Source organism: Microbulbifer sp. ABE4_465, from assembly GCF_056160765.1.
The window spans coordinates 82154-105906 of the sequence record NZ_JBSWXV010000004.1; the positions used below are offsets into that span (position 1 = coordinate 82154).

At 59.4% G+C, this 23753-nt stretch carries 22 protein-coding genes; 16 read left to right on the forward strand and 6 right to left on the reverse strand.

Annotation, left to right across the window (positions count from 1 at the left end):
- Positions 1-9 precede the first annotated feature (9 nt).
- The 4 genes from ACXAG1_RS08990 to ACXAG1_RS09005 all read left to right on the forward strand — a co-directional run bounded on the left by ACXAG1_RS08990 (position 10) and on the right by ACXAG1_RS09005 (position 3787).
- Complete coding sequence (locus tag ACXAG1_RS08990) at positions 10-1062, forward strand: COX15/CtaA family protein (RefSeq protein ID WP_475119526.1); 1053 nt, start codon at positions 10-12, stop codon at positions 1060-1062.
- 240 nt (positions 1063-1302) lie between these two features.
- The gene (gene cyoE / locus ACXAG1_RS08995; protein WP_475091358.1) at positions 1303-2211 is read left to right on the forward strand and encodes a heme o synthase; all 909 of its coding nucleotides are present in this window, start codon (positions 1303-1305) and stop codon (positions 2209-2211) included.
- Between the two features lies 1 nt (position 2212).
- Positions 2213-2881, forward strand: coding sequence for an SCO family protein (locus ACXAG1_RS09000; protein WP_475091359.1), 669 nt, complete (start codon positions 2213-2215; stop codon positions 2879-2881).
- Positions 2882-2998: 117 nt separating this feature from the next.
- On the forward strand, positions 2999-3787 hold the full coding sequence (locus ACXAG1_RS09005) for a lysostaphin resistance A-like protein (protein WP_475091360.1): 789 nt from the start codon (positions 2999-3001) through the stop codon (positions 3785-3787).
- A gap of 19 nt (positions 3788-3806) precedes the next feature.
- On the opposite strand, the gene znuB is transcribed toward ACXAG1_RS09005, so the two are convergent.
- Positions 3807-4616 (reverse strand): zinc ABC transporter permease subunit ZnuB, encoded by an 810-nt coding sequence (gene znuB / locus ACXAG1_RS09010; protein WP_475091361.1) that lies wholly within the window; start codon positions 4614-4616, stop codon positions 3807-3809.
- Positions 4616-5401 carry a zinc ABC transporter ATP-binding protein ZnuC gene (gene znuC / locus ACXAG1_RS09015; RefSeq protein ID WP_475093908.1) on the reverse strand — a complete coding sequence of 262 codons (786 nt, stop codon included), beginning with the start codon at positions 5399-5401 and terminating at the stop codon, positions 4616-4618. Before znuC ends, znuB begins: the two co-directional genes overlap by 1 nt.
- 199 nt (positions 5402-5600) lie before the next feature.
- Between znuC and ACXAG1_RS09020 the strand changes: the two genes are divergently transcribed.
- Positions 5601-6521, forward strand: coding sequence for a metal ABC transporter solute-binding protein, Zn/Mn family (locus ACXAG1_RS09020; RefSeq protein ID WP_475119527.1), 921 nt, complete (start codon positions 5601-5603; stop codon positions 6519-6521).
- Between the two features lie 32 nt (positions 6522-6553).
- On the opposite strand, the gene ACXAG1_RS09025 is transcribed toward ACXAG1_RS09020, so the two are convergent.
- Positions 6554-7102, reverse strand: coding sequence for a hypothetical protein (locus ACXAG1_RS09025; RefSeq protein ID WP_475119528.1), 549 nt, complete (start codon positions 7100-7102; stop codon positions 6554-6556).
- 209 nt (positions 7103-7311) lie between these two features.
- On the opposite strand from ACXAG1_RS09025, the gene polA reads away from it, so the two are divergent.
- The 3 genes from polA (at position 7312) to ACXAG1_RS09040 (ending at position 11764) form a co-directional block, all read left to right on the forward strand.
- Positions 7312-10056 (forward strand): DNA polymerase I, encoded by a 2745-nt coding sequence (polA, locus tag ACXAG1_RS09030; RefSeq protein ID WP_475119529.1) that lies wholly within the window; start codon positions 7312-7314, stop codon positions 10054-10056.
- Positions 10057-11093: 1037 nt separating this feature from the next.
- On the forward strand, positions 11094-11573 hold the full coding sequence (locus ACXAG1_RS09035; RefSeq protein WP_475091365.1) for a hypothetical protein: 480 nt from the start codon (positions 11094-11096) through the stop codon (positions 11571-11573).
- A gap of 11 nt (positions 11574-11584) precedes the next feature.
- Positions 11585-11764 carry a hypothetical protein gene (locus ACXAG1_RS09040; protein WP_475091366.1) on the forward strand — a complete coding sequence of 60 codons (180 nt, stop codon included), beginning with the start codon at positions 11585-11587 and terminating at the stop codon, positions 11762-11764.
- Between the two features lie 16 nt (positions 11765-11780).
- Here the strand turns inward: ACXAG1_RS09040 and yihA are convergent, their stop codons facing one another.
- A complete protein-coding gene (gene yihA / locus ACXAG1_RS09045) occupies positions 11781-12446 on the reverse strand; it encodes a ribosome biogenesis GTP-binding protein YihA/YsxC (protein WP_475091367.1) in 666 nt (221 codons plus the stop codon).
- A gap of 153 nt (positions 12447-12599) precedes the next feature.
- Between yihA and ACXAG1_RS09050 the strand changes: the two genes are divergently transcribed.
- From ACXAG1_RS09050 to ACXAG1_RS09085, 8 genes are all read left to right on the forward strand, one after another.
- On the forward strand, positions 12600-13250 hold the full coding sequence (locus ACXAG1_RS09050) for a c-type cytochrome (RefSeq protein WP_475091368.1): 651 nt from the start codon (positions 12600-12602) through the stop codon (positions 13248-13250).
- Between the two features lie 202 nt (positions 13251-13452).
- The gene (locus ACXAG1_RS09055; RefSeq protein WP_475091369.1) at positions 13453-14130 is read left to right on the forward strand and encodes a thiol:disulfide interchange protein DsbA/DsbL; all 678 of its coding nucleotides are present in this window, start codon (positions 13453-13455) and stop codon (positions 14128-14130) included.
- Between the two features lie 225 nt (positions 14131-14355).
- Positions 14356-15516 carry a hypothetical protein gene (locus ACXAG1_RS09060; RefSeq protein WP_475091370.1) on the forward strand — a complete coding sequence of 387 codons (1161 nt, stop codon included), beginning with the start codon at positions 14356-14358 and terminating at the stop codon, positions 15514-15516.
- 134 nt (positions 15517-15650) lie between these two features.
- A complete protein-coding gene (locus ACXAG1_RS09065) occupies positions 15651-16196 on the forward strand; it encodes a hypothetical protein (protein WP_475091371.1) in 546 nt (181 codons plus the stop codon).
- A 165-nt stretch (positions 16197-16361) separates the two neighbouring features.
- Positions 16362-17207, forward strand: coding sequence for a hypothetical protein (locus ACXAG1_RS09070; RefSeq protein ID WP_475119530.1), 846 nt, complete (start codon positions 16362-16364; stop codon positions 17205-17207).
- Positions 17204-17614, forward strand: coding sequence for an ACT domain-containing protein (locus tag ACXAG1_RS09075; RefSeq protein WP_475091373.1), 411 nt, complete (start codon positions 17204-17206; stop codon positions 17612-17614). The genes ACXAG1_RS09070 and ACXAG1_RS09075 overlap by 4 nt, the downstream gene beginning before the upstream one ends.
- 71 nt (positions 17615-17685) lie before the next feature.
- Positions 17686-18432, forward strand: a complete 747-nt coding sequence (locus ACXAG1_RS09080) for a hypothetical protein (RefSeq protein ID WP_475091374.1) — start codon at positions 17686-17688, stop codon at positions 18430-18432.
- A gap of 98 nt (positions 18433-18530) precedes the next feature.
- Entirely contained in the window at positions 18531-20285 is a 1755-nt protein-coding gene (locus tag ACXAG1_RS09085) for a M28 family metallopeptidase (RefSeq protein WP_475119531.1), read from the forward strand.
- A gap of 85 nt (positions 20286-20370) precedes the next feature.
- On the opposite strand, the gene ACXAG1_RS09090 is transcribed toward ACXAG1_RS09085, so the two are convergent.
- Positions 20371-21486 (reverse strand): GNAT family N-acetyltransferase/peptidase C39 family protein, encoded by a 1116-nt coding sequence (locus tag ACXAG1_RS09090; protein WP_475119532.1) that lies wholly within the window; start codon positions 21484-21486, stop codon positions 20371-20373.
- 244 nt (positions 21487-21730) lie between these two features.
- Positions 21731-23602 carry a polysaccharide lyase family 7 protein gene (locus tag ACXAG1_RS09095; RefSeq protein WP_475119533.1) on the reverse strand — a complete coding sequence of 624 codons (1872 nt, stop codon included), beginning with the start codon at positions 23600-23602 and terminating at the stop codon, positions 21731-21733.
- Positions 23603-23753 lie beyond the last annotated feature (151 nt).

Genomic DNA, 23753 nt, shown 5'->3' on the forward strand with positions numbered 1-23753 from the left:
GGGAGCGAAATGGATGTTGAATCCGATATCACTGAACTGAGTAAAAACTACAAGAGGGACTGGCGGTTTCGCCTGGCTTTGGCGGGCACCGGCCTCGCCCTGGTGGTGGTGGTGCTCGGTGCCTTCACCCGCTTGTCTGACGCCGGTCTCGGTTGCCCGGACTGGCCCGGCTGTTACGGGCACCTCCTGTGGCCGGATGAGCACCACGAAATTACCGCGGCCAACGCCGCCTTTCCGGACACCCCTGTAGAAACCGACAAGACCTGGCCGGAAATGGTGCACCGCTATTTTGCCGGCATGTTGCTGCTGCTGGTGGCGGGATTAACCTATCTGTTCTGGCGTCGCCGCGGGCATCGGGGGTTTATCCAGAGTCACATCCTGTTGGGTTTGATAGTCCTGCAGGCGGCTTTCGGTATGTGGACGGTCACTCTCAAACTTTGGCCGCAAGTCGTTACCCTGCACCTTCTGGGTGGTATGGCTACACTGTCAGTGCTATGGATGTTGTCCGAACGGTTACGCTACCGGAAACGATTGATACCAGCTCATGAGTACGCGGCACTGCAGAGGTTGCGTCCACTGGCGATTGTGGCAGTAATTGTTGTGAGCCTCCAGATCGCACTTGGTGGCTGGACCAGCTCCAACTATGCGGCGCTGGCGTGCCCGGATTTCCCTACCTGTCACAACGAGTGGTGGCCAGAGATGGATTTCCGACAGGGTTTTAATGTTGCACAACATATCGGCCCAAACTATTTAGGCGGGGCGCTGGAAAGCGATGCGCGTACCGCAATTCACCTGACCCACCGCATTGGCGCAATCATTGTCACGCTGATAGTGAGCCTGTTGGCGGTATTCGCCTGGCGGGCCGGCTCGCCCCGCTGGGGCCAGGGCCTGCTCGCCGTATTGGGCTTGCAAGTGGCTCTCGGAATTGCGAATGTGGTGATGTTCCTGCCGCTGCCCATCGCCGTGGCCCACAATGCCGGCGCAGCACTACTGCTGCTGAGTCTGCTGACCTTCTGCTATCGGATTAACACGGTGCAGCCGGCGATCAAGAATTTTCCGTAACGACGTTGAGATTGAGCATAAAGATGTAGCGTAGAGGGTTTTGCAGTACCTCAAATAGGGGCGCCTCAAGAATCGTAACGAGCGGGAGGCTGGTGGTGGGCGTCGGAGTGCAGGAAGCGGAGTGTTTGAGACTACATGAGCATTCTGACCGGGCTGGCGCACCAGCACCGCCAGACGCCGCCAGGCGCACGCGCAGTAGATTTTTGAGATACCCATAATAATGACAACGAGGTGGTAACCATGAGTACCCAGGCAGTAGCAGTCCAGCACGCCATCTGGCGTGATTACTATGAGCTCACCAAACCGCGGGTGGTGATGCTCATGATCCTCACCTCAGTGATCGGCATGTTACTGGCGGCCCCCGGCATGGTGCCACTGGATATATTGGTCCTGGGGAATGCTGGTATCGCGCTTTGTGCTGGCGGTGCCGCCGCGATAAACCATCTTGTCGACCGGCATATCGATATCAAAATGGCCCGTACCACCAACCGCCCGGTGGCGCGAGGCCGAGTCGAACCCCATAAGGCACTGTTGTTTGCATTGGCCCTGAGCTGTTCTGGTATGTCTATACTGCTCGTCTTTGTCAATGCACTGACCGCCTGGCTGACACTGGCCTCCCTGCTGGGTTATGCAGTGGTATACACCATGTTTCTCAAGCGCGCCACGCCTCAGAATATCGTCATTGGTGGTCTCGCGGGTGCTGCGCCGCCACTACTTGGCTGGGTTGCGGTAACCGGTGAGATACATGGCCACGGTCTGCTGCTTGTGCTGATTATTTTTGCCTGGACGCCACCGCATTTCTGGGCACTGGCGGTGCACCGTCGCGATGATTACGCAAAAGCAGAAATTCCAATGTTGCCGATTACCCACGGTGTGCAGTTTACGAAAATCCATATTCTGCTGTATACCATCATTCTTTTCGCCGTTAGTCTTTTGCCATTCGCAACCGCAATGCTGGGGTGGTTGTATCTACTCGGTGCGGTGGTCCTCGGTATCGGTTTCCTCTACTGGGCCATCGAGATGCTACGGGGCAGGGTTGCCAATGCGGGAATGGAGACGTTCAAGTACTCCATTGTTTATCTGATGGCGCTCTTTTGCATTATGTTGATGGACCACTATCTGGTGGCGCTGCCTACTAGCGGAGTTTGATATGAATGAAAATCTGCATCACACGCCGGCACAGAAACGCGGCATTTTTATAACCGTCGCTGTGTTGATACTGTTTATGACAGCCGTTGTGGTGGGATTTCTTAACAAGTTGAACCAGCCGCGGGTGATTACCGATGCGGAGTTGCGGGCTAACGGTGCATTCAAGCTGGAGCGACCGCGTATTCTGGATGAATTTGAACTGCTCGCCGACAGTGGTGACGTATTCAAAACCACACAACTGACCGGGCGCTGGACGCTGGTTTTCTTCGGCTTTACCCACTGCCCGGATGTCTGTCCCACCACACTGGCCACGTTGAATAACTTCTATAAAACCCTGGATGAAGACACTCGGGAAACTACCGATATTCTGCTGGTTTCCGTCGATCCACAAAGAGATCAACCGAAACAACTGCAGGACTACGTGCGTTATTTCAATCCGGATTTTTACGGAGTGACCGGAGAATTTATCAATCTCAAGCGTTTTGCCAATCAGCTCAACGTGCCGTTTAACAAGGTTCCACTGGAAGACGACCAATACACCGTAGATCACGGATCACAGGTGGTACTGATCAACCCCCGTGGGCATTACCACGGCTTTTTCAAAGCGCCGCTGGATCCGGCAAAAATGAAACTGACGTACCGTTCAATGCGCGCAACCTATAACGGCTGAGGGGACCGCGATCACGGCAGGGATGTGCAACAGGCGCTATGATGGCGCCTGTTCTCGTTTGCCTGATCTGAATTACAGGACCGAATAATTCGTCAAATTGTTGAAAATGGAATTTCTATGTTTTCACTCAATGTACAGCGGGGTGCGCCAGTGATTGCGGCGGATACTCCAATCGATGGTAAGTTTCTTTGGCTACCCGCGGCGTTTCTCTGCCTGCTGGCAATTCCGTTTGGTTGGATCGGTATATTCGCCCCCGCCATCTGGCTTGGTCTGGTGGCAATGGACAGTGCGCAGGGCTGGAAAAAAGCCGTCAGCTATGTGATTACCGGATTGTTGATGCTGGTGGTCACCAGCGGGGCCATTCCCGGAAACGACCATATCCTGCTGATGGAGCCGTATCTGCAAAACGGCAGCGAAATTTACGCGAGCTTTCGCCCGGCCAAAGCGGTTATTGCCGTGACGCTCGTGCTGTTTATGCTGCTGCGTCCACAGCCGCTGAAACGCAAAGACCTGCCGCTGATGGCCATCGCCATCGTCACCCCGATTGTCGCGGGTGCTTTCTTTCTCGACTTCCAGCCCAAGCTCACCGCCACCATCGCGCTCGCCGCACTGCTGAACCTGCTGGTGGTGTGTATTGCCGAGGAAGGTTTTTTTCGCTGGGTTTTACAGCGCGGGCTGGGCCAGTGGTTACATCGCTGGCCGTGGATTCCGACCATTCTGGTAACCCTGCTGTTCACCTACCTGCACACGGGCTGGGCTGTTTCCATCACCATGCTGTCGCTGGTTGGGCTCGCGGGCCTGGGTTACGCGCTGATCTGGCAATTGCGTGGCAGCTTCTGGGCCTGTGTGTTTACCCACTGGGGGGTAAACCTGTTGCATATGACCCTGCTGCAATACCCGGGTTGAGCCGTTGACATGATATGAATCAGGCAGTTGTTTCCCGGTGAAACAGCTGCCCAATCAGAAACAGGCAGCCCGCCGCCAGCACGATCGACGGCCCTGCCGGGCTATCCCACAGCACCGAAGCCGCAAGGCCGATTGCCACGGAAATACAGCCGATCAAGGAGGCGAAGCCGGCCATCTGCTCCGGGGTGGTCGAAATACGTCGCGCGGTGGCGGCGGGGATAATCAGCAGGGCGGTGATCAGCAATACACCCACCACTTTCATGGCGATGGCAATCAGCAGCGCCAGCATCAGCATCAGCGCCAGGCGCACCCTTTCTACCTTGATTCCCTCTACTGCAGCCAACTCCTCATGCAGGGTAAAGGCGAGCAATTTCGGCCACAGAAAAATCAGCAGCAACGCAATTACTACGGTGGCGATGGCCATCAATAGGAGGTCCTGAGTGGAGACTGCCAGCAGATCGCCCAGCAGCAGCGATAACAGGTCCACATTGATATCCAGCAGGCTGACGGTGACGATCCCGAGGGCCAGCATGGAGTGGGACAGTATGCCCAGCAGGGTATCCACCGACAGGTTCTGACGACGCTGGAAGTACACCAGCAGCAGCGCCAGCAAGCAGCTGCTCGCCACCACCGCCAGCGTCGGCTGAATATGCAGTACAAAACCGAGGGTCACACCGAGCAGGGCAGAGTGGGCGAGGGTGTCGCCGAAGTAGGCCATGCGCCGCCACACCGCAAAGCAGCCGAGGGGGCCGCTCACCAGGGCCACCAGCAGGCCGGCGCCCAGGGCGTACCAGAGAAACGTCGAGTGTAAAATCTGCGACCAGTCCATCAGTCTTTCTCCCCGGAGTCCTGCGAAGATGTGCGCGATGGCGGGGGGGTAATCGCGTGGTCGTGGTCGTGACTGCAGCCCTCGTCCACGATTTCACCGCCGATATCATGGTGGTGATTGTGATGGTGGGTGTAGGGCGCCAGTTTATCGCCGAACATCTCCAGATAAGCCGGGTCCTTGCTGACCTGCTCCGGGTGACCGTAGCAGCAGATATGCTGGTTCAGGCACAGTACGCGGTCCGTGGCGGCCATCACCAGATGGAGGTCGTGGGACACCAATAGCACGCCACACTTGAGTTCATCGCGCAGCTGAGCGATCAACTGGTAAACCTCACTCTGTCCGCCCAGGTCGACACCCTGGGTAGGCTCATCCAGCACCAGCAATTGCGGTCGGCGAGCCGCCGCCCGTGCCAGCAACACCCGCTGCATCTCACCGCCGGAAAGGTCCGCCAGGCGAGACTTGGCTAGATGGGGTGCGGCAACACGATCCAGCGCATCCGCCACTTCGACCCCGCTGATGCCCAGCTGCAGAAAGCGCGCCACGGTCATCGGCATGGTGGCATCGATCTGCAGGCGCTGGGGCATATACCCCAGGCGCAGGCCCGGCAGCCGCTCCACCCGGCCGGCAGTCGGCTTGGTCAGCCCCAGTAGCAGGCGCAGCAAGGTGGTCTTGCCGGCGCCGTTGGGGCCGATTACGGTAACGATCTCGGCGGGCTGCAACGCTAGGGAAATATCCTGCAACAACTGCCTACCGGCGATTTCCAGGCTGACCTGGTGAGCGCGGATAAGCGGCGTGGTTGGGCTATGGGGGCTGTCCTGCGGACTCTTCAAGGGATTTCCAGACTGGATGACTGACGGGTTTAAAAGGTGGGATTTGGCTGGCGAGTGTAAGCTGGCTGTGATTATATCGCATCCCCTAAATTGGGTGCCGGCACCGGCACCCGCGTCGTTTGAACCGATTTTGCACCGCTTGAGCTGCCAGTTGATGTCCGAAATAGCCCTTCGCCTGATTACCGCCCTGACCATTGTAGTGACCAGCATGTTCGCGGCGAGCGGCTGCAGTCCACGGGAGCAGGAAGCGGGAGAAGTGGGGCCCAGGGTTGTCGCCAGTATTGGCCCGCTGGCGATGATCGCCCGCGAGGTTGCCGGGGGCGACGCTTCGGTGCACCAGTTGATCCGCAACGGTGACCCCCACCACTTTGCCCCCAAGGTATCTGACCGCCTGAGGCTCGAGTCTGCACAGCTGGTGGTGTGGATGGGGCCGGCGATGGAGTCGGTACTGGCGCGGCAGATGGCGCTGGTGCCGGATGATCGACAGCTGATGCTGCTGGCCGAGAAAACTGCCTACGAATATACCGGTGCGGACGCCAGCGACCCGCACCTGTGGCTGCGACCGCGCAATGCTGCAGTCATGGCGGCGATGATTGCCACGCGCCTGGCCAGCACCGATCCGGACAATGCAGATGGCTATCGCCAGCGCGCGCGGGATTTCTCCCGCGCCATGTCCAACCTGCAAAAGGTGCAGGATCGTGCACTCTGGGCCTACAAAGATGCTCCCATCGTCACCACCCATCAGGCTTACAGCCACTTTTTTGGTGCAGCAGGGGTCGGCGTTGAGAGTTTGGGGGGAACGGCGGATCACCAGCACGGTGCGCGGACTTTGATGCAGAAACACCGCACCCTTGAGGGTGATCAACCGGAAACAACCGTCGCAGGTTGCCTGTTTGGTGAGGCTCCCGCCAATGATCGGGACCAACAGACCGCCGTCAATCTGAATCTCGGATATCAGGCGCTGGATCCGCTGGGGATTGCATTGCCGGAAGGCGCAGGCTATCGGGATCTGATGGAAAAGCTGCTGGCGGACGCGCGCCTGTGCCTTGCACGCATCCCGGACCGCAGCGAATAGAGCAGCCTCACTGCGGTTGCCTCAGGCCCGTATCAGGAGGGTTCCTGAGCCAGCTCGCCGGCCTGGTCCTCTTCGACCTGTAGCTCTTCCGCCTGCAACTCTTCAGCCTGATACTCGTCCATCCGCGCTTCTGCGGGTGCAGCGTGGCCGGCCTCTTCATTCATTGCTGGCAGTGTGCTCTCCAAAGAGGGTGTGGTGACCTCTTGAGGAAGCTGCGGCACCGACTCCTGCACCACCTGTTGTTCGCTTTCTCCTTCCTGCAGGAATACTTCTAGCTGCTGCATCTGCGTGCTGCGTACGTTGTGTAGCAGGGTGCGGCGATTGTGTTCCTGCAGCATCTCCTGCCGATACCGCTCGCGGTTCTGCTCTTCGATCAGATAGATGTTGGCGGCGGAAACTTTTTCAGTCGCCACTTCAGGCACCGTGTAAGTGCTTGTTTCCACATGTTCCATGGTTTCGGCGGCGTAGGCCGAGCCCGCGCTCGACTGTGCGCGCTGCTGTTGCTGATCGGCACCTTCGCCGAAGGCGGTACCGCTGAACCCCAGGGCCAGTGCCAGGGGAATAAATAGACGGGATTTCATGATTTTTTGCCTCGCTGCGACTTCCCTATACCAAGCCTAGAAGCTGCGGCCGAAACGGGGGTGACACTGCGATGACTGGCGCGGCGGTGACGATGGATTGAACGGCGCAGCGTCAAAATTCGCCGCCGGTGCACGAGCGAAATTCTTCCAAGGCGGGTATCCTGTCGCCCAACAAGTCCGACCCACGCAAATCGAATTCCCTACTGTCTATGAGCAACGCCAAGTCCTCTTCCGCACCACTGATCCTGGTGGACGGCTCCTCCTATCTGTACCGCGCCTTCCATGCATTGCCGCCGCTGCAAACCAGTAACGGCCAACCCACCGGCGCCGTGCGCGGGGTCATCTCCATGCTGCGCAAGCACCTCAAGGAGCACCCGGACAGCCCGGTGGTGGTGGTGTTCGATGCCAAGGGCAAGACCTTCCGCGACGAGATGTTCGCGGAGTACAAGGCGCAGCGCCCGCCCATGCCGGACGACCTGCGCGCACAGATCCAGCCAATCCACGACATCATCGACGCCATGGGGCTGCCGCGCCTGGTGATCGAGGGGGTGGAAGCGGACGATGTGATCGGCACTCTGGCCCTGCAGGGCGCGGAGCAGGGTATCGACGTCATCATCTCCACCGGCGACAAGGACATGGCCCAGCTGGTGCGCCCGGGGGTGACCCTGGTGAACACCATGTCCAACACGGTGATGGATGTGGACGGGGTGAAAGAAAAGTTCGGCGTGGGCCCGGAGCTGATCATCGACTTCCTCGCGCTGATGGGCGACAAGGTGGACAACATCCCGGGCGTCCCCGGTGTGGGCGAGAAAACCGCACTGGCGCTGCTGCAGGGTATCGGCAGCCTGAAAGACATCTACGCGGACCTGGATGCGATCGCGCCGCTGGGTTTCCGCGGTTCGAAAACCCTGGCCAAGAAAATGGAAGAGCACAGGGACGCCGCAGATATGTCCTATGTGCTCGCCACCATCAAGACCGACGTGGAAATGGACTACCGGCCCGAGAGCCTGAGCAACGGCGAGCCGGATACCGACAAGCTGCGCGAACTGTTCAAGCAGATGGAGTTCCGCAGTTGGGTGGAAGAGCTGGCCGGAGAGGGCGATGCCGAGACCGCAGCGGAGGCCATGACGGTCGAGCGCAACTACAGCACGATTCTCGAAGAAAAAGAGCTCGACGAGTGGATCGAAAAACTGAAGAAAGCCGATGTATTCGCCTTCGATACCGAAACCACCAGCCTCAACTACATGCAGGCCAAACTCGTCGGTGTGAGCTTCGCCGTGGAGGCGGGCGAGGCCGCCTACCTGCCTCTCGCCCACGACTATATGGGGGCACCGGCGCAGATCGATTTCGACAAGGCGCTGACTAAACTCAAGCCGATTCTCGAAGACGAGCAATACAAAAAAGTCGGTCAGAACCTCAAGTACGACAGTCACATACTCGCCAACTACGATATCGAACTGCGCGGTATCGCGCGGGACACCATGCTCGAGTCTTACGTACTGAACAGCACCGGCAGCCGCCACGATATGGACACCCTCGCGCTGAAATACCTGGGTGAGACCACCATCAAATTTGAAGACATCGCCGGCAAGGGCGCCAAGCAGCTCACCTTCAACCAGATCGAGCTGGACAAGGCGGGCCCCTACGCGGCGGAAGATGCGGATATCACCCTGCGCCTGCATCGGGAACTGAGCGGTCGGCTGGCCAAAGAGCCGACCCTGGAAAAAGTCCTCGACGAGATCGAAATGCCGCTGGTGCCGGTGCTCACTCATATCGAGCGCAACGGGGCCTATATCGATGCGGCCATGCTGAAAAAGCAGTCCGGCGAGCTGGAAGAAAAAATGCGCGCGCTGGAACAGCAGGCGTATGAAGAAGCGGGCGAGGAGTTCAATCTCGGCTCCACAAAACAACTGGGCACCATCCTGTTTGAAAAGCTGGAAATCCCGGTGATCAAGAAAACCCCGAAAGGGGCACCGTCCACCGCGGAACCGGTGCTGCAGGAACTGGCGCTTTCCCACAAGCTGCCGGCGCTGATCATGCAGTACCGCGGCATGGCCAAGCTGAAAAATACCTACACCGACAAACTGCCGCTGATGATCGACCCGGCCACCGGCCGCGTGCACACCTCCTACCACCAGGCGGTGGCGGCTACCGGTCGCCTGTCGTCCTCGGATCCCAACCTGCAGAATATTCCGATCCGCACCGAAGAGGGCCGTCGCATTCGCCAGGCATTCGTTGCCGACCCGCGCATCAATGGGGGCAGTGCAATCGTGGCCGCGGACTACTCGCAGATCGAGCTGCGCATCATGGCGCACCTGTCCGGCGACAAGGGGTTGCTGGATGCCTTCGCCGAGGGTGCGGACATTCACCGCGCGACCGCGGCGGAAGTCTTCGAAGTGCCCGTGGACGAAGTGTCTGACGAGCAGCGCCGCCGCGCCAAGGCGATCAACTTCGGCCTGATCTACGGCATGAGCGCGTTTGGCCTCGCCAAGCAGCTGGATATTCCGCGCGGCGACGCCCAGACCTATATCGACCGCTACTTCGAGCGCTATCCGGGCGTACTGGCGTATATGGAAAACACCCGCAAGCAGGCCGCGGACAAGGGCTATGTGGAAACCCTGTTCGGGCGCCGCCTGTACCTGCCGGAGATCAATTCCCGCAACGGCATGCAGCGCCAGGCCGCCGAGCGCACCGCCATCAACGCGCCCATGCAGGGCACCGCGGCGGATATCATCAAGCGTGCAATGATCGCGGTGGAGGCCTGGTTGCGGGACGAGAAACTGAAGACCCGCCTGATCATGCAGGTGCACGATGAACTGGTACTGGAAGTGCCGGCGGATGAGCGTGCGCTGGTGGTAAAACGCATTCCGGAACTGATGCAGGCCGCCGCGGAACTGGATGTGCCGCTGATTGCCGAACTGGGTGAAGGTGCCAACTGGGACGAGGCGCACTGATCGTGGTTTGTACTGTGCGGCGCGGCCGCACTGGATGCCGGATCGAGTCCGGCATGACGGAGCCTGTGTCATCCCAGCCACGACGTCATCCCGGGCTCGACCCGGGATCCAGAAGCTACAGCGTGCGAAGCCGCAGGGTTTCCTCCGAACCTGAAAAAATATCAGCGAAATTTTTTAAGTTTTTTTCGCAACTGGTGGAACCAACAGCGAAGGGGCCCCTCTAACTAAGCAAGATCGTTGGATTGCAACATCATCCCCCAAAGCTTAGTCAGAAGCCCCTCGCCCCGAAGCTACCCCCATCGGGGCTTTTTTTTGCCTGAAATTTGTACGGGCGAAAAAGAATGCCCCGGGAAATTTCTCGCAAGAGCTGACTATAAATTGCGCTTGAAGTGGGGTTTTTGAAGTGCCCTGTGGAATAAAGTCTCAGAAACAGAATTTTTTGCCCGCAAGGGCGAGATAGGTGGGATAGAGTTGCGGTGTCCGAACAGCGAAAAAAAGTGGGGAACCCTGGTGCCCCAGCTTAGTCTTTGTACTGAAGGAATTGGTGTCGAAGGAACCGCATCGGATGCAGTGGAATTTGGGTGAGAACCCAAGGTCGCGCCCGTCCCCCTGGGCGCGGCTCCCCAGTGTCCATCCCCAAGGACACTGACCCCTGGCCGGCAGCTGCAATCTGCCGGCTTTTTTTTGCCTGCTGCTTTCTTACCTGGCATTCGCGTCGCCAGTGCTGCGACTTATCCACAGCCTCCCCAACACACATCCCGCGTTAAGCCCAATAGACATCCTGTGAGACCGCCTTCGCCTTCGTAGTGCCTTGGAGCCGGGCGAAATAAGAGCGGCATGTTTTTAGTCTAGACGAATTCTGGCGGCGCAAATCACCCGGGGTGTAACAGAGGGCCTATCACTTAAGTTGTAAATGATAATGCTTCGCATTAGCATGAGTGGGTCGTTTGAGACGGCCCATGTGGGGCCTGCTTGTTCGAGCAAATGGACTTGTGTGTAAACAGGCCCGGAGACAGGGCTGATAATGGGAGAGTGCAGTGAATTTACGATTTTTATGTGCCAACCACCGCCAGTGGCTGATGGGTGATATCCAGCGTGCGGAACAGGCGTGGATGGAGTGGACAGAGCGCGCTGCAGTGCGGTGTGAGGAGGGTGACTACGCCCAGGCAACTCCCTATCTCGGCTGCGCGTTTGAACTGGCAGACTTTCTGTTGCTGAAGCGCTCGCCGGCGGTTTCGGTTGCCCTGTTGCGCTTTACCGACAGCGCCCGCCAGTTGATCGAGGCCTACCGCCAGCTGGGGGAAAGCGGACACGCGAACTATGTACTGGTGACCTCCAGCTCGCGCCTGGCCCGGGAACTTGCCGATAAGGCCAACTACCAGCTGACCGCGGACTGCATCCGCACCCTGTACACCGCCGAAGTCAGCCTGCCCGATGCGGTTGCGGAGCAGATGCGGGCGAGTGGCGGCTGGCAATCACCTGCCGGTGCCGCTGGGGCGGCGCCGCGACTGCACTGAGGGTGGACCAAATGGCCACGCGTGAACACTTTTTAACGGTGCAGATCAGTCAGCGCACGCTGGTGTCGCTGATTGCACGCCGCCAGCTCACCGCAGAACAGCTGCGCGGGTTGACGCCCACCGCGCGCCGCACCTTGCGGCGCATTCTTCTCGACAGTCTGCGCGAGGAAGAGCCAGGCGGGCGCCACTGACCCGCGCAGGTGACGTTCAGTCTTCGCCACTTTCCTCGGTGTCGCCCCCTTCGGAAACCTCTGCCAGCGACAGCCACTGATTCAGCTGTCGCTCCAGCTTGTCCAGGCCCTTGCGCTTGGGAGCGGAGAAAATCTGTACCGTCACGTTGCGGTCCAGCTCCAGTGCCTTCAGCTCCTTTTCTACCGCAAAGCGCGCGTTGTTGGCGGGGCCGTTTTTCAGCTTGTCCGCTTTGGTCAGCAGAATATGGGTGGGCAGGCCGGAGGTGGTGGCCCAATTCAGCATCTGCAGATCGAATTCCTTGAGCGGCTGGCGGATATCCATCAACAGCACCAGGCCTTTCAGGCAGTTGCGCTGCTCCAGGTAGAATGCCAGGTGGCGCTGCCACTCGTCCTTCATGGAGCGCGCGACCTTGGCGTAACCGTAGCCGGGCAGGTCTACCAGCCGCTGCTGTTCGCTCAGGCGAAAGAAGTTGATCAGCTGCGTCCGTCCGGGCGTTTTGGAGGTGCGCGCCAGCTTGCTGTTGTCAGTCAGTGCATTGATGGCGCTGGACTTGCCCGCATTGGATCGGCCGGCAAAGGCCACTTCGGCGCCGGAATCCTCCGGGCACTCTGCCAGGGTTGGCGCGCTGATAAGGAATTCCGCCTGGCGGAAATTGATTCGTTCTACATTGGATTCAGACATGAGCCTTCCCGGTACACTCAGATGGCGCGCAAGTATATAATGCCGCGGTTTTATCGTCGCTGATGGCTGCCGGGTCTTGATACCGTAAATGATTGGGGTTGCCGTCGACAGCGAAGATCGAATGCAAAACTTCAGCGCGCAACAGGACGACGTATGAACAGCATTATAAAGAAGGCCGCTCTGGCTTTGGGGATGGTAGCGTTTGCCCAGGTGGGACACGCTGCCGGTGACGCCAGTGCGGGGCAGGCCAAGGCTGCGGCCTGTGTAGCCTGTCACGGTGCGGATGGCAACAGCCCGGCGCCGACCTTTCCGAAGATTGCCGGTCTCGGTGAGAAATATCTGCTCAAGCAGATGCACGACATCAAGGAAGGCGCCCGCAAGGTACCGGAAATGACCGGTATGCTGGACAACCTGAACGATCAGGATATGGCGGATGTCGCCGCCTACTTCGCTGCCCAGAACATCCAGATCTCCGGTTCCGACAAGTTCACCGTCATGCTGAACAATGGCGACACCGTGAACGCACTGGAGCTCGGTCGCAAAATTTTCCGTGCGGGTAACGCCGAAACCGGTGTCGCCGCCTGTATGGGCTGCCACTCGCCCACTGGCCAGGGCAATGCGCCTGCCGGTTACCCGCGCCTGTCCGGGCAGTATGCCGAATATGTGGAAAAGCAGCTGAAGGCTTTCCGCGAAGGCACCCGCTCTAATGACGGCGACGCCCGCACCATGCGCACCGTGGCCCGCCAGCTGTCCGACGCCGAGATCAAGGCGGTGGCCAACTATGTGGCAGGCCTGACCGAGTAAGACTCGGATTGCCCTGCAGCAAGACAAAAAGACCGGTCGCTGACCGGTCTTTTTGTTTCGGGCCGGCGCGCCCGGGTTGCACCGGGCGTTGGGAACTTCAATAATTTCCGCGGTCTATATTCAGCCGGGCGACAGTTATCCCGAATTACACTGTGTACATACTGTCCCCGCCACCCAGAATAAAAGTTTGGAGTAAGAACCTATGAGAGCCGTCGTCGCACTATTTACCATGCTGCTGAGCCTTGCAGCCTGTGCCCAGGAAGCACCGGGCAAGTTCAAGGCAGGCCAGCACTACGAAGTGCTGCCCCAGGCCGTCGCCCAGGATGACGACAGCAAAATCGAGGTCACCGAGTTGTTCTGGTACGGCTGTGGCCACTGCTACCACTTCGAGTCGCCGCTGAAAAAGTGGCAGAAAACCATGCCCGCCGATGTGGCACTGAACAAGATTCCTGCAATCTGGCAGCCGGTGATGGAAGTGCATGCGCGCATGTTCTATGTGGCCGACGCCATGGGTGTACTGGACAAGGTACACGACCCGATCTTTGGCGCGATCGCCCAGCAGCGCAAAATGTTTGCCAGCCGCGATGGACGCGAGTGGAAGCCGGATGACGCCGCCATTGCCGAAATCTTCACCCAGGCCGGTGCCGATGGTGACAAAGCAGTGAAACTGATGAACAGCTTTGCCATCAACAGCAAGATCAAGCAGGGCCAGGCCAAGCAGCGTGCGTATAACCTGACAGGTACGCCGGAAATGGTTGTGGCCGGTAAATACCGTGTCAGCACCTCCCTGCCGGGCTTCAAGGGCAAGTCCAACGGTCAGCAGATGATGCTGGATGTGGTGGACTTCCTGGTAGAAAAAGAGCGCAGCGAAAAGGGCTGATCGCCCCCTGCTGTGCTACCCAAAACCCCGCAGACGCGGGGTTTTTTATTGCCTGAAGGCAAGCCATCGCCCCTAATTCCACAGAGTCGGAATCACTGCACCTGCCAGCACTGCTAGGCTGAAAACGGGTGCCGTCAAAAATCCGCCAGTATTGCAATGCGCCAAATTCCCCCGCTGCTACAGAGTCCTTCTTCAATCGCCTGCTGGTTGTGCGGTCTTTTCCTGATGTGTTCCACGGGGGTCGCTGTAGGCCAGGGCCCGGCCAGTGCCGATAGCGAGCAGCAGAATACTGCGGCGCGGGCGGTCAGCCTGCTGTCGTTTGTGGCGGTAGATTACCCGGACGCGGTACAGGACGGAGCGGTCAGTGACAGCAGTCTCTATCGCCAGACGCGGGACAACGCGGAATTCGCCACAGGCCTCGTGGAGCAGCTGCCCGAAAGGCCTGGTCGAACCCAGCTACTCGGCGCCCTGCAGGCCCTGAACAGTGCCATCGCCAGCAAGTCGCCCCCGGAAACGGTGCGCCGCCAGGCCAACAGTGCCGCCGACCGCCTCGCCGCCCTTTACCAGTTGCCGCGCTCGCCGGCCGAGTCGCTGCCGCCGGCAGCGGAGGCCCGTGCGCTCTACCAGGACCGCTGCCAGCACTGCCACGGTATTGACGGCGCTGCCGATCAGCCGGAGCGGGCGCTCAATGATCCCGCGCGTATGGCAAACCTCAGCCTCTACGATTTCTACAATGTGCTCGAGCCCACTCGCAACGACGCCCACGACGAGGCGGTAGACAGTGATCTCAGCAGCCGCGAGCGCTGGGCGCTTGCGGTCAAAGTCGCCAGTTTCAGCGCCCCGCAGATGGCACCGGCGCAGAAGCTTGCCAAGCGTTATCCCGCCCTCGTCGGGTTACCGGGCATCGCCATTCTGCGCCCCGCGACACTTCCGCAAGAGGCCAGAGATTCCCTTATGTGGTGGCGCGCCCACCCGGTGGAGACCCGCGCCCTGCAGCACCCCCTCGCCCGCGCCGCCGGTCTTGTTTACCTCGCGCAGACTACCTATCGCAGTGGAGATGCCGCCAGCGCCTATCACCAGATCATGCTCGCCCTGCGCACCGGCTATCTGCCGGCCCGTCCGCAACTGGAAGCGCGCAATCCGGCCCTTGCCAGCCAGCTTGATCAGCAGTGGCAGGCGTTGCGCAACGCCATTCTCGAGCGGGCGCCGTCGAATGAGGTGATTGAAAAGTTTCAGCGCTTGCAGGCCAATGTGGTGAAGGGCCGTGAGCTGTTACAGCCCACCGGTGGCAGTGCAGTTTATGGCTGGGCGGCGCTGATGTTTGTTGCGGCACTGGGGGTGGGGGCGCTGTTGTGGTTTGCATTGCGCCGCCGGCGTCGAAATTAGGCTCTTAGGCTGGCTTGGCGCAAAAACAAAGAAAATTGTCGCTTCCGCTGCCACTGTTGAGATTTACGACTAGTCTTTTAAGTAGGTTGTTCAAATAACCGCCAGTCGTAGAACCCAACAGAGAAGAGTGCCGCATGAAGTTGTTGCGTCAGTTGTCCTTCCGCCCCGTTCTTGAATCACTGCTGCAGGCATACGCCTTTACGTTTGCAGTCTTTTTAATTCTCCCCGCCTTCGCCGAAGCCCAGGAGCACACCCCCGATCAGGCCGCCGCCAAAAACTGGGTGGGCAACTGGCTGGTAGTGGGGCAGGGCGATGAACAGCTCGTGTGGCAACTCAAGGCCGACGGCACGGGCTTCGCCCACGGCTTCCGCAAAGACGGTCAGCTCACCCACGGGTTTGCCATTTCCTGGCGGTTCGAGGGAGATACCGTGCGTATCCGTACCGGTGGCACCCTGCACTGCAACAGCGGCATGGTGTATGCGCAATTTACCGGTTGGAGCCCTGTCACCCTAGACTTCAACGTGATCGACGGTCGTCACTGGCGCCAGCACAATGGCGGCATTCTGGCCTTCCAGCGCCGTCTCGCCGACTGGGAAACCCCCAACCACGGCGCCGAGTGCCCCAACCTGTACCAGCGCGACCGCAGTGATACCCAGCAGACTGCCTCGGCAGGGAACTGAGTGCTGAGTCCTGCAAGGTCTCACTCCCGGCCCATGAAGCTACAGGTACTGACAACACAGGTAGCAGCATCCGGACCAGCACCGACGAAGGGTCTCGCCGGTGCTGGTCAGCGGCAACGGCAATTCTCTCAGGGACGAATAAAGCGCAAGTGGAGTCTGGCAGTTATGCAGCCACGCTTTATTCCTACAATTCGCGTCGCGAGCCACAGAGCACTGCTGCTGGCAGCGCTTGCACTGGCGCCGGTAACTGTCTGCAGTGCCGCCACCGAGGACAAAGAACCCGGTGCCAAAGGGGCGCAAGCCGCCGAATCAGCAGAGGGAAAACGGAAAGAGGGGCAGTATCCCGGCTGGGACGTGGAGTCCCGTCTCGAGGCGGACCAGTGGGTGGGCAACTGGCTGATTTCCCGGGATGGTGAGGCCCAGCATGTGTGGAGCCTGAACAAGGATGGTACCGGTCGATCCTACGCCTTCAGTCGCAGCGGCGACAATATGAAGTTCTCCTACGGCTACGACATCAGCTGGTATTTCGATCCGTTTACCCAGATGGCCAATATCAAGACCGAGCGGCGCATAGTGTGCCGTGGTGGCCGTCTGTATCCCTATTTCCTCACCCTCAAATCCTACGAAAGCGATTACGCGGTGAAGGGCAAATACGCCTGGCAAACCACCTGGACCGAAGCGAGCATCGGCCGCAACTATCTGCACAAGTCTCTGGTGGTATTTGTGGCCCCGCTGTCCGGCTGGCACAACCCGGAGAAAGACGCACCCTGTCCCACCTTCCCGCGTATGGATATCGAAAAGGATATCGATATGGCTCTGGACCGCTGGGAGCATGAAGAGCAGCAGGCGCAACAGCTGGTGGACACCACACCGGTGGAAGGCGAGCCCGAGTTTGGGGGAGAGGAGTTCGGTCCCGCAGCGCAAGAGCCCAAGGGCAAGCTGCCAACACAGAAACGCAAAAACAGCGCCAAGGCGCGGGTGAAAGACAAATCCAGGAGAGACCGCCGATGAATGCCCAGGTGAAAATCGACCAACTGTTACTGCGCCTTACCCCGATTCTGGATCCAGAGCGTCTGGGCCTGTGTACCCTGGATGAAACACAACTAGAGAAGCTGTTGCCCGAGTGCCGGTGTATTTTTCGCGAGCGCGAGGGTATCTGTGCACTGCTGCCGCGACATATTGCCGAAGATGCAAAACTCCCCGTGGAAGACGACTACCGCCAGATTACCCTGCAGTACGCAGCCGGCGTACAGGTGCCGGGATTGACCGCCATTATCCTGAGAGAGCTGGCGGACGCGGGTATCCAGGTCAATGTGGTGTCCGCCCGCTGCCATGAACATGTTCTGGTGCGCGACTGTGATTCGGCCCAGGCCATGCAGATCCTCTACGGCATCAGCAATCGCCTGCAGTACAGCTGAGGCCGGCAGCGCAACATTTTCTGAAGAACCACTGATGGCAGGGAGTGCCGCACAGGAGCTCCTTGCCGACCATGCATATCGCCTATCCGCCGCCGCTTCCCCACGGACCCATTCGCCAGTTATTGCCGGATTTCTTTGTGGTGCGGGGCCAGGCCCGTGTTGCACCCGGGGTAATGGTCAATCGCAACATGGGCATCGTGCGCAGCGGCGATGAGTTGTTGCTGGTTAACCCGGTGCGTCTCAACGCGGTACAGGAAGAGCGGCTCACCGAACTTGGCACCGTGCGACAGGCCGTGCGCCTGGGTTATTTTCACGGCTGCGATGATCTCTACTACCGCGACCGTTTTAATGTCTTCTTCTGGCGCCAGTCCCACTCCGATCATTACCCGCTCCCTCCCGCAGACGAATTTCTCGTCGATGGTGGCACCTGCCCGGTCACCGGCGGCCGTGTGTTTGAATTCAGTAACAGCAGCGTGCCGGAAGCGGCACTGTTGATACCCCACGCCGGGGGCCTGTTGCTTACCTGTGACGCACTGCAATACTGGGATGGCTGGACCGCCTGCAACTGGGCCGGCAAGTGGATGTTGCGGTTGAGCGGTGTGCATCATGGTATGCAGGTAGCACCGGGCTGGTGCCGGCGCGCCACGCCAGAGGCGGAAAACAACCAGCGCTGGCTGGCAGCGGACTTCCAGCGCCTGTTGCAATTGCCGTTTCAGCATATGCTCGCCGGACACGGCGACTTCTGCGCCGATCGTGCCCACGAACTGGCGGAGCAGGCCGTCGCCGCCAGTTTCACCCGGCTGCAACCCGGCCACTGATCTCTCTGCTTCGTTCCGCAATTGTTCGCTCGTCGCCGGTGCCTCGCCGGCGGCCGTGGTAAGCTGGCGCCGATTCCAAAAACAGGTTTGAGCCCAGCATGTCCCGCGCCGATACCCGCACTTCTCCCATTGCTCGCATTCACAAACCCGCAGTATTCGCGCTGATCACCGCCGCCTTCAGCGCCGTAGTGATCAGCGCCTGCAGCACGCTGCAGCAATCCGGTGCTATCCCCAGTGCAGACATGGCCGCCATGCAGGCGGACGTGGATTATCTTGCGGCAGACGCCCTGCAGGGACGCCAGACCGGCAGCGCCGGTTATCAGCAGGCCGCCGATTTTGTGGCGGAGCGTTTTGCCCGGCTCGGGCTGGTTTCGGTTACCGGCGATGACTACTTCCAGCAGGTGCCTTTCCGCGAAGCGCGCTGGCCACAACGGGGCGAACATCACGCTACTCTGATGCTGCACGGTCGGGATGGGGACATCACCTTTGAGCTGGGCTCAGATTTTCTCGCCTCGCCACCAACCATCAGTGAAGACACCGCCACCAGTGGCGGCCTGGTGTTTGTCGGCTATGGTATCGAGGCTCCGGAATACGGCCTCAACGATTACGCTGGCCTGGATGTGCAGGGCAAAATTGCGGTGATACTGGACGGGCGACCGCAGCATCTGCCCAATGAGATGGGTGCCCATTTTGCCTCCGGTCGCACCAAGCGTGAAACCGCTGCCCGCCACGGCGCCGTCGGCTACATCACCCTCAACACCCCCGCCCGCGAAGCCCGCCGCCCGTTTGCCCGCTCCGCCGAGAACCTGCAAAACCCGAGTTTTGACTGGGTGCGCGCGGACGATATTCCCGGTAACGCCATTCCCGGGCTGCACCCCGGGGTAGTGCTGGACATGCCCGCGGCCAAGCAACTGTTTATGGGGGCAGCGCGCAGTCTCGACACCATCTTTACCGAGATGGAAAACGGCCTGGTACCGGCGGGTTTTCCGCTGCCCTACACCGTCACACTGACCAGCAGTGCCGAGCACCGGAAAATTCTCAGTCCCAACGTAGTAGGGTTGCTGCCGGGCAGCGATCCGGATCTCAAAGATGAATACGTGGTGTTCTCCGCACACCTGGACCATATCGGTGTGGATGAAAACGGAAGTCACGGTGATCACCAGGGGGAACAAGGCAGCCATAAACTGCTAAGCCCCGACCGTACCTCTCTCGATAACATCAACAATGGCGCCCAGGACAATGCGGCGGGGATCGCCGTTATGCTGGAGGTGGCGCGCCTGTTTGTGGAATCCGGCCGCGCCCCGCGCCGCTCCATCCTGTTTGTGGCGGTTACCGCGGAAGAGGAGGGGCTGCTCGGCTCTGACTATTTTGCCCAGCACCCGCCGGCGCCACCGAAATCCATGGTGGCGAATATCAACCTCGACATGCCGATGCTGCTGTATCCATTCAAGGACGTCATCGCCTTCGGCGCCGAGCACTCCAGCCTCGGCAAGACCGCGACCCGCGCCGCCGGGCACGCCGGCCTCAAGGTGAGCCCCGACCCCATGCCCGAACAGGTGATCTTTGTGCGCAGCGATCACTACAGCTTCGTCCGTCAGGGCGTGCCGGCGATCTACCTCATCACCGGCCGCGACGCCGTTGATAGCAAGATTGATGGCGCCGGCGCCCAGGTCGAATTCCTCAAAAGCCGCTACCACCGCCCCAGCGACGAAGCCGACGATCAGATCAACTACATCGCCGCCCAGCAGTTTGCCGAAGTGAATTACGCGATTGCGCGGGAAGTGACCGATGCGGATGAGAAACCCCGCTGGGATCGGGGAGATTTTTTCGGGGACTTGTATACGAATAAGTGAAGTTGGGGGTGTTGAAGGGGAATACCACCGGGAATATCCCGAACACCCTTAAATCCACATCGCCGTCAGGAAATTGTGTGCTTACTCAGCTGTTCCTGACAACCACAGCGGTGCGGAGTTTTTCCCTGCCAAAGCTCGACATCTGCGCGATATCTTCCCGTGCGATCGGCAGGTACTGACTGTCTAGCGGGTTGTCCTCGTCGTCCACATCCGGGTCGTGCACGTAGAAGCACACATCATCCATCCCGGTTAGCGTGACCCAGTGCGGTACCTTCTTTCCGTCCAGGCGATAGGTGCTGATCAATAGTAAAACCAGTGCGCCCTGCTCAAGCCACTGCTGGCACTGTTCCTGGGTAAAATCTTCGGCGATTACCGGTAAGCCCGATGTCTGTGCCTGTTCGCGGTAGTCAGTATCCACCTGCTCGATCACCCGTTTTTTCTCTTCACTGCGCACGCCGTTAATAAACAGCGGTCCGGTCAGATTCAGATAAACCTCGCAGTCAAAGCCTCGTTTCTGCAGCGCCAGCGCCAGGCCAATCGGGTGGCAACCACCGTGACCGGAAGTCATAAAAATGGTGGTGGCTTCCCGCCACAGGGCCAGTTCGTCATTGCCATTGGGTTCGTAACTGGAATCCAGTCCGGCCATCGCCATCATCGCCGCCGCCGGGCCACAGGTGAATTCCGTGCGCTGTCCGTACCAGGGCACCTCTGCGGTGTGCAGGTTCTCCGGGCGGTAGCGGATGCGCTTCTGCATCCGTAGTGCATTGCCCGAGTCTTCGTAATAGTTGGCGTAACTGCCGAAGGTGCGGTAACCCAGCTGCTGGTACAGGGCGATGGCCGCGGTGTTCTGCTCGGCGACTTCAAGGCGCATATACAGGCGGCCGCTGCGACTGCTCGCATCTTCCGCCGCGCTCAACAGCGCCTTGCCGATTCCCTTGCCGCGCCCGGCGGGCCCGACTGCAAGGGAGTACAGCCGCGCGAGCCGAGTTCCCCGGCGCAGCAGTACCAGAACATAGCCAAGCAGGATGCCCTCCTGTTCTGCCACCAGAAATACGCGGTTATCAGTTTTCAGCCAGTGGCGGAAGCGTCGGCGGCTGAGGCGGTCGCCACTGAAGCTGGCTTCTTCCAGTGCGCACAGCTGGTCGAGATCGGTACCGACGGCGGGGCGAATAGGGCAGCTCGAGCTTGAGGGGTTGGTCATTTAGGGGAAGGTGGGGAGCCGGAACTGGCCCGAGAGTTGAAGAGATAGTGCGATTAAAGCGCCGGTTGCGGGTTCCGGCAATATCCCTGCAAAAATATTTTTCTGCGTGGCAAAAAGCCCGGAGCGGCGGAGATGAAACGACACCGCTCCGGGAAGCTTCCGCTGAGTGACCCCTTCCTTAAAACTACCTTTTGGGGGTAAGAGCCACCCGCATCACGCGCTCGGGGAAAACTTGCCCTGGCAGCTAATCGTGCGACTGCTCCAGGGCATAGAAGGTCGCCTGTACGTAGTCGCTTCCATTACCGGTGTTGTTCTGGTTATACACACCGGCTTTGAAGTACTGGTACTGATCGGATACGTCGTAACCGCTGTTGCTCATATCCACTTCCTGTACCACGTCGTCTTTACCATCGCGCATGATGGTGACGGTGAGGGTGTTGCCCACCACCTTGACTTCGTAGCTCCAGATTTCATCCAGGGCGATGCCGTCGGAAGGATTGGAGGCGCTGCTGGAGCGGCTGCCGATCATTTCGTACCAGCTGTCGCTGCCACCGTTGGGCTCGTGGGCAATGTACACGGAGCCTTTGCTGTTACCCGGCAGTTTGCGGTAGTACAGGCGCAGGGGTTCGTCGTCATTTGCGTGGATTTGGCCAACAATAACCCGCCCAACCTGGCCGCTGTCTCCGGTGGTGGTGACATGGTTGACCGCGAGGGTTGCCCGCAGTACACCATCCACGCCGCCCGCTGCATTGCGCGCGGAGGAGGGGGCAGAACCGAATACCCAGTTGTTTTCATTGACACCCTGGGTGGCAATGCTGGTATCGCCGCGGCGCAACATCTCGCGCAGCTCGGTACGGGTGTAGGAGGTACCGGACGAGGTTTTGTAGCCATCTACCGGGCAGCGGAACACCATGCCGCCATCGGCTGCAGTGTAGAAGTAGCTGCTGTTGGCGTAGCCACCGTTCAGCTCGTCTTCCTTGATGGAATCCGCTTTGCCGTCGCCGTTGTCGTCACTGGGTACGCTGAGGTACCAGGCGCTCAAGTCGAAGTTGCTGGAAGGGGGCAGGTTGGGATCCAGTGTACCGCCAGAACCTGAACCACTCGAACCGCCACTGGAGCTTGAGCTGCTGGAACTGGACGAAGAGCTGGAAGAAGAACCGCCGGAGCTGGAACCGCTGCCGCCGCTGCTACAACCGATCACATCCATTTCCAGCATGCTGTTCCAGTTGTTGGCGGAGTTGCCGCTGCCGGTAACCCGCACGTAGCGCGCGCTACTGTCGGCCACGTCGTAGCTTTCCATATCCGCGCTGTTGCCACTGGACTGGCCGCCGGAAAGTACAACTGTCCAGTTGCTGTTATCGGTGGAGGTTTCCACAGAGAAGAAGCTTGCGCGCTGGTCGCCCTTGAACCAGGCGATATCCACACCCTCTACCGATTTTACGCTGCCGAGATCCAGTGTGATCCACTTGATACCCTGGGAGGACCAGCGGGATTCGTCGGCCAGGCTGCCGTCGAGTACATTGCCGGGGCCGTGGCCATCGTTGCTGCCGTCATCGGAGGCGGAAGCCACAGGCAGGTTGCTGCCGGACGTACAGGCGCTGCCACCGCTGGACGAGCCGCCGGATGAACTACTCGACGAACTACTTGAAGAGCTGCTGGAGGAAGAGGCGATACCGAGATTCTCCAGTGCAAAAGAATCAAAGCGCCCTTCGTCGCCATTGTAGGTACCGAATACGGTAATGCTGCTGGCGCTGCCGGAGTTGAACTCCACCTGCAGTTGATCCCAGTCACCGTCGCTGATGCTACTGTCGTAAGTGCTGCCGTTGACCACGGCACCGATGGTGCCCGCACCGCTCACATAGGCGGTCAGGCGATAGTTGGTATTGGTGCTGACGGAGACCTGCTGTTCCACCTTGCCACCACTACCGGAAATTTTTGCGGATTTGCTGCCGCTTTCGGCAACGCCGGAGATCGCCGATGGGTCGGAATCATTCCAGCTGTCCCAGTCATTTTCAAAACCGGGGTTTTGAATGGATGCGCTGGCGCTGGCCATACAGACCGACAGTGCGGCGGCGCAGCTGATTTTCATCGCTAAGGTTTTTTTATTGCTTTTCATTGAACCCTCTGTACTTATTTTTAGGGTGTTTAAGGGTGCAGCGATACCGTCTGCTGCTGTTTCTCTCTTGTTTCGATTTTTTTGTTTCACCCACGGCAATACCGCCGTAGACACGGTGTGTTGTTGTTCTGTTCAGGAATAATTTTTAAGA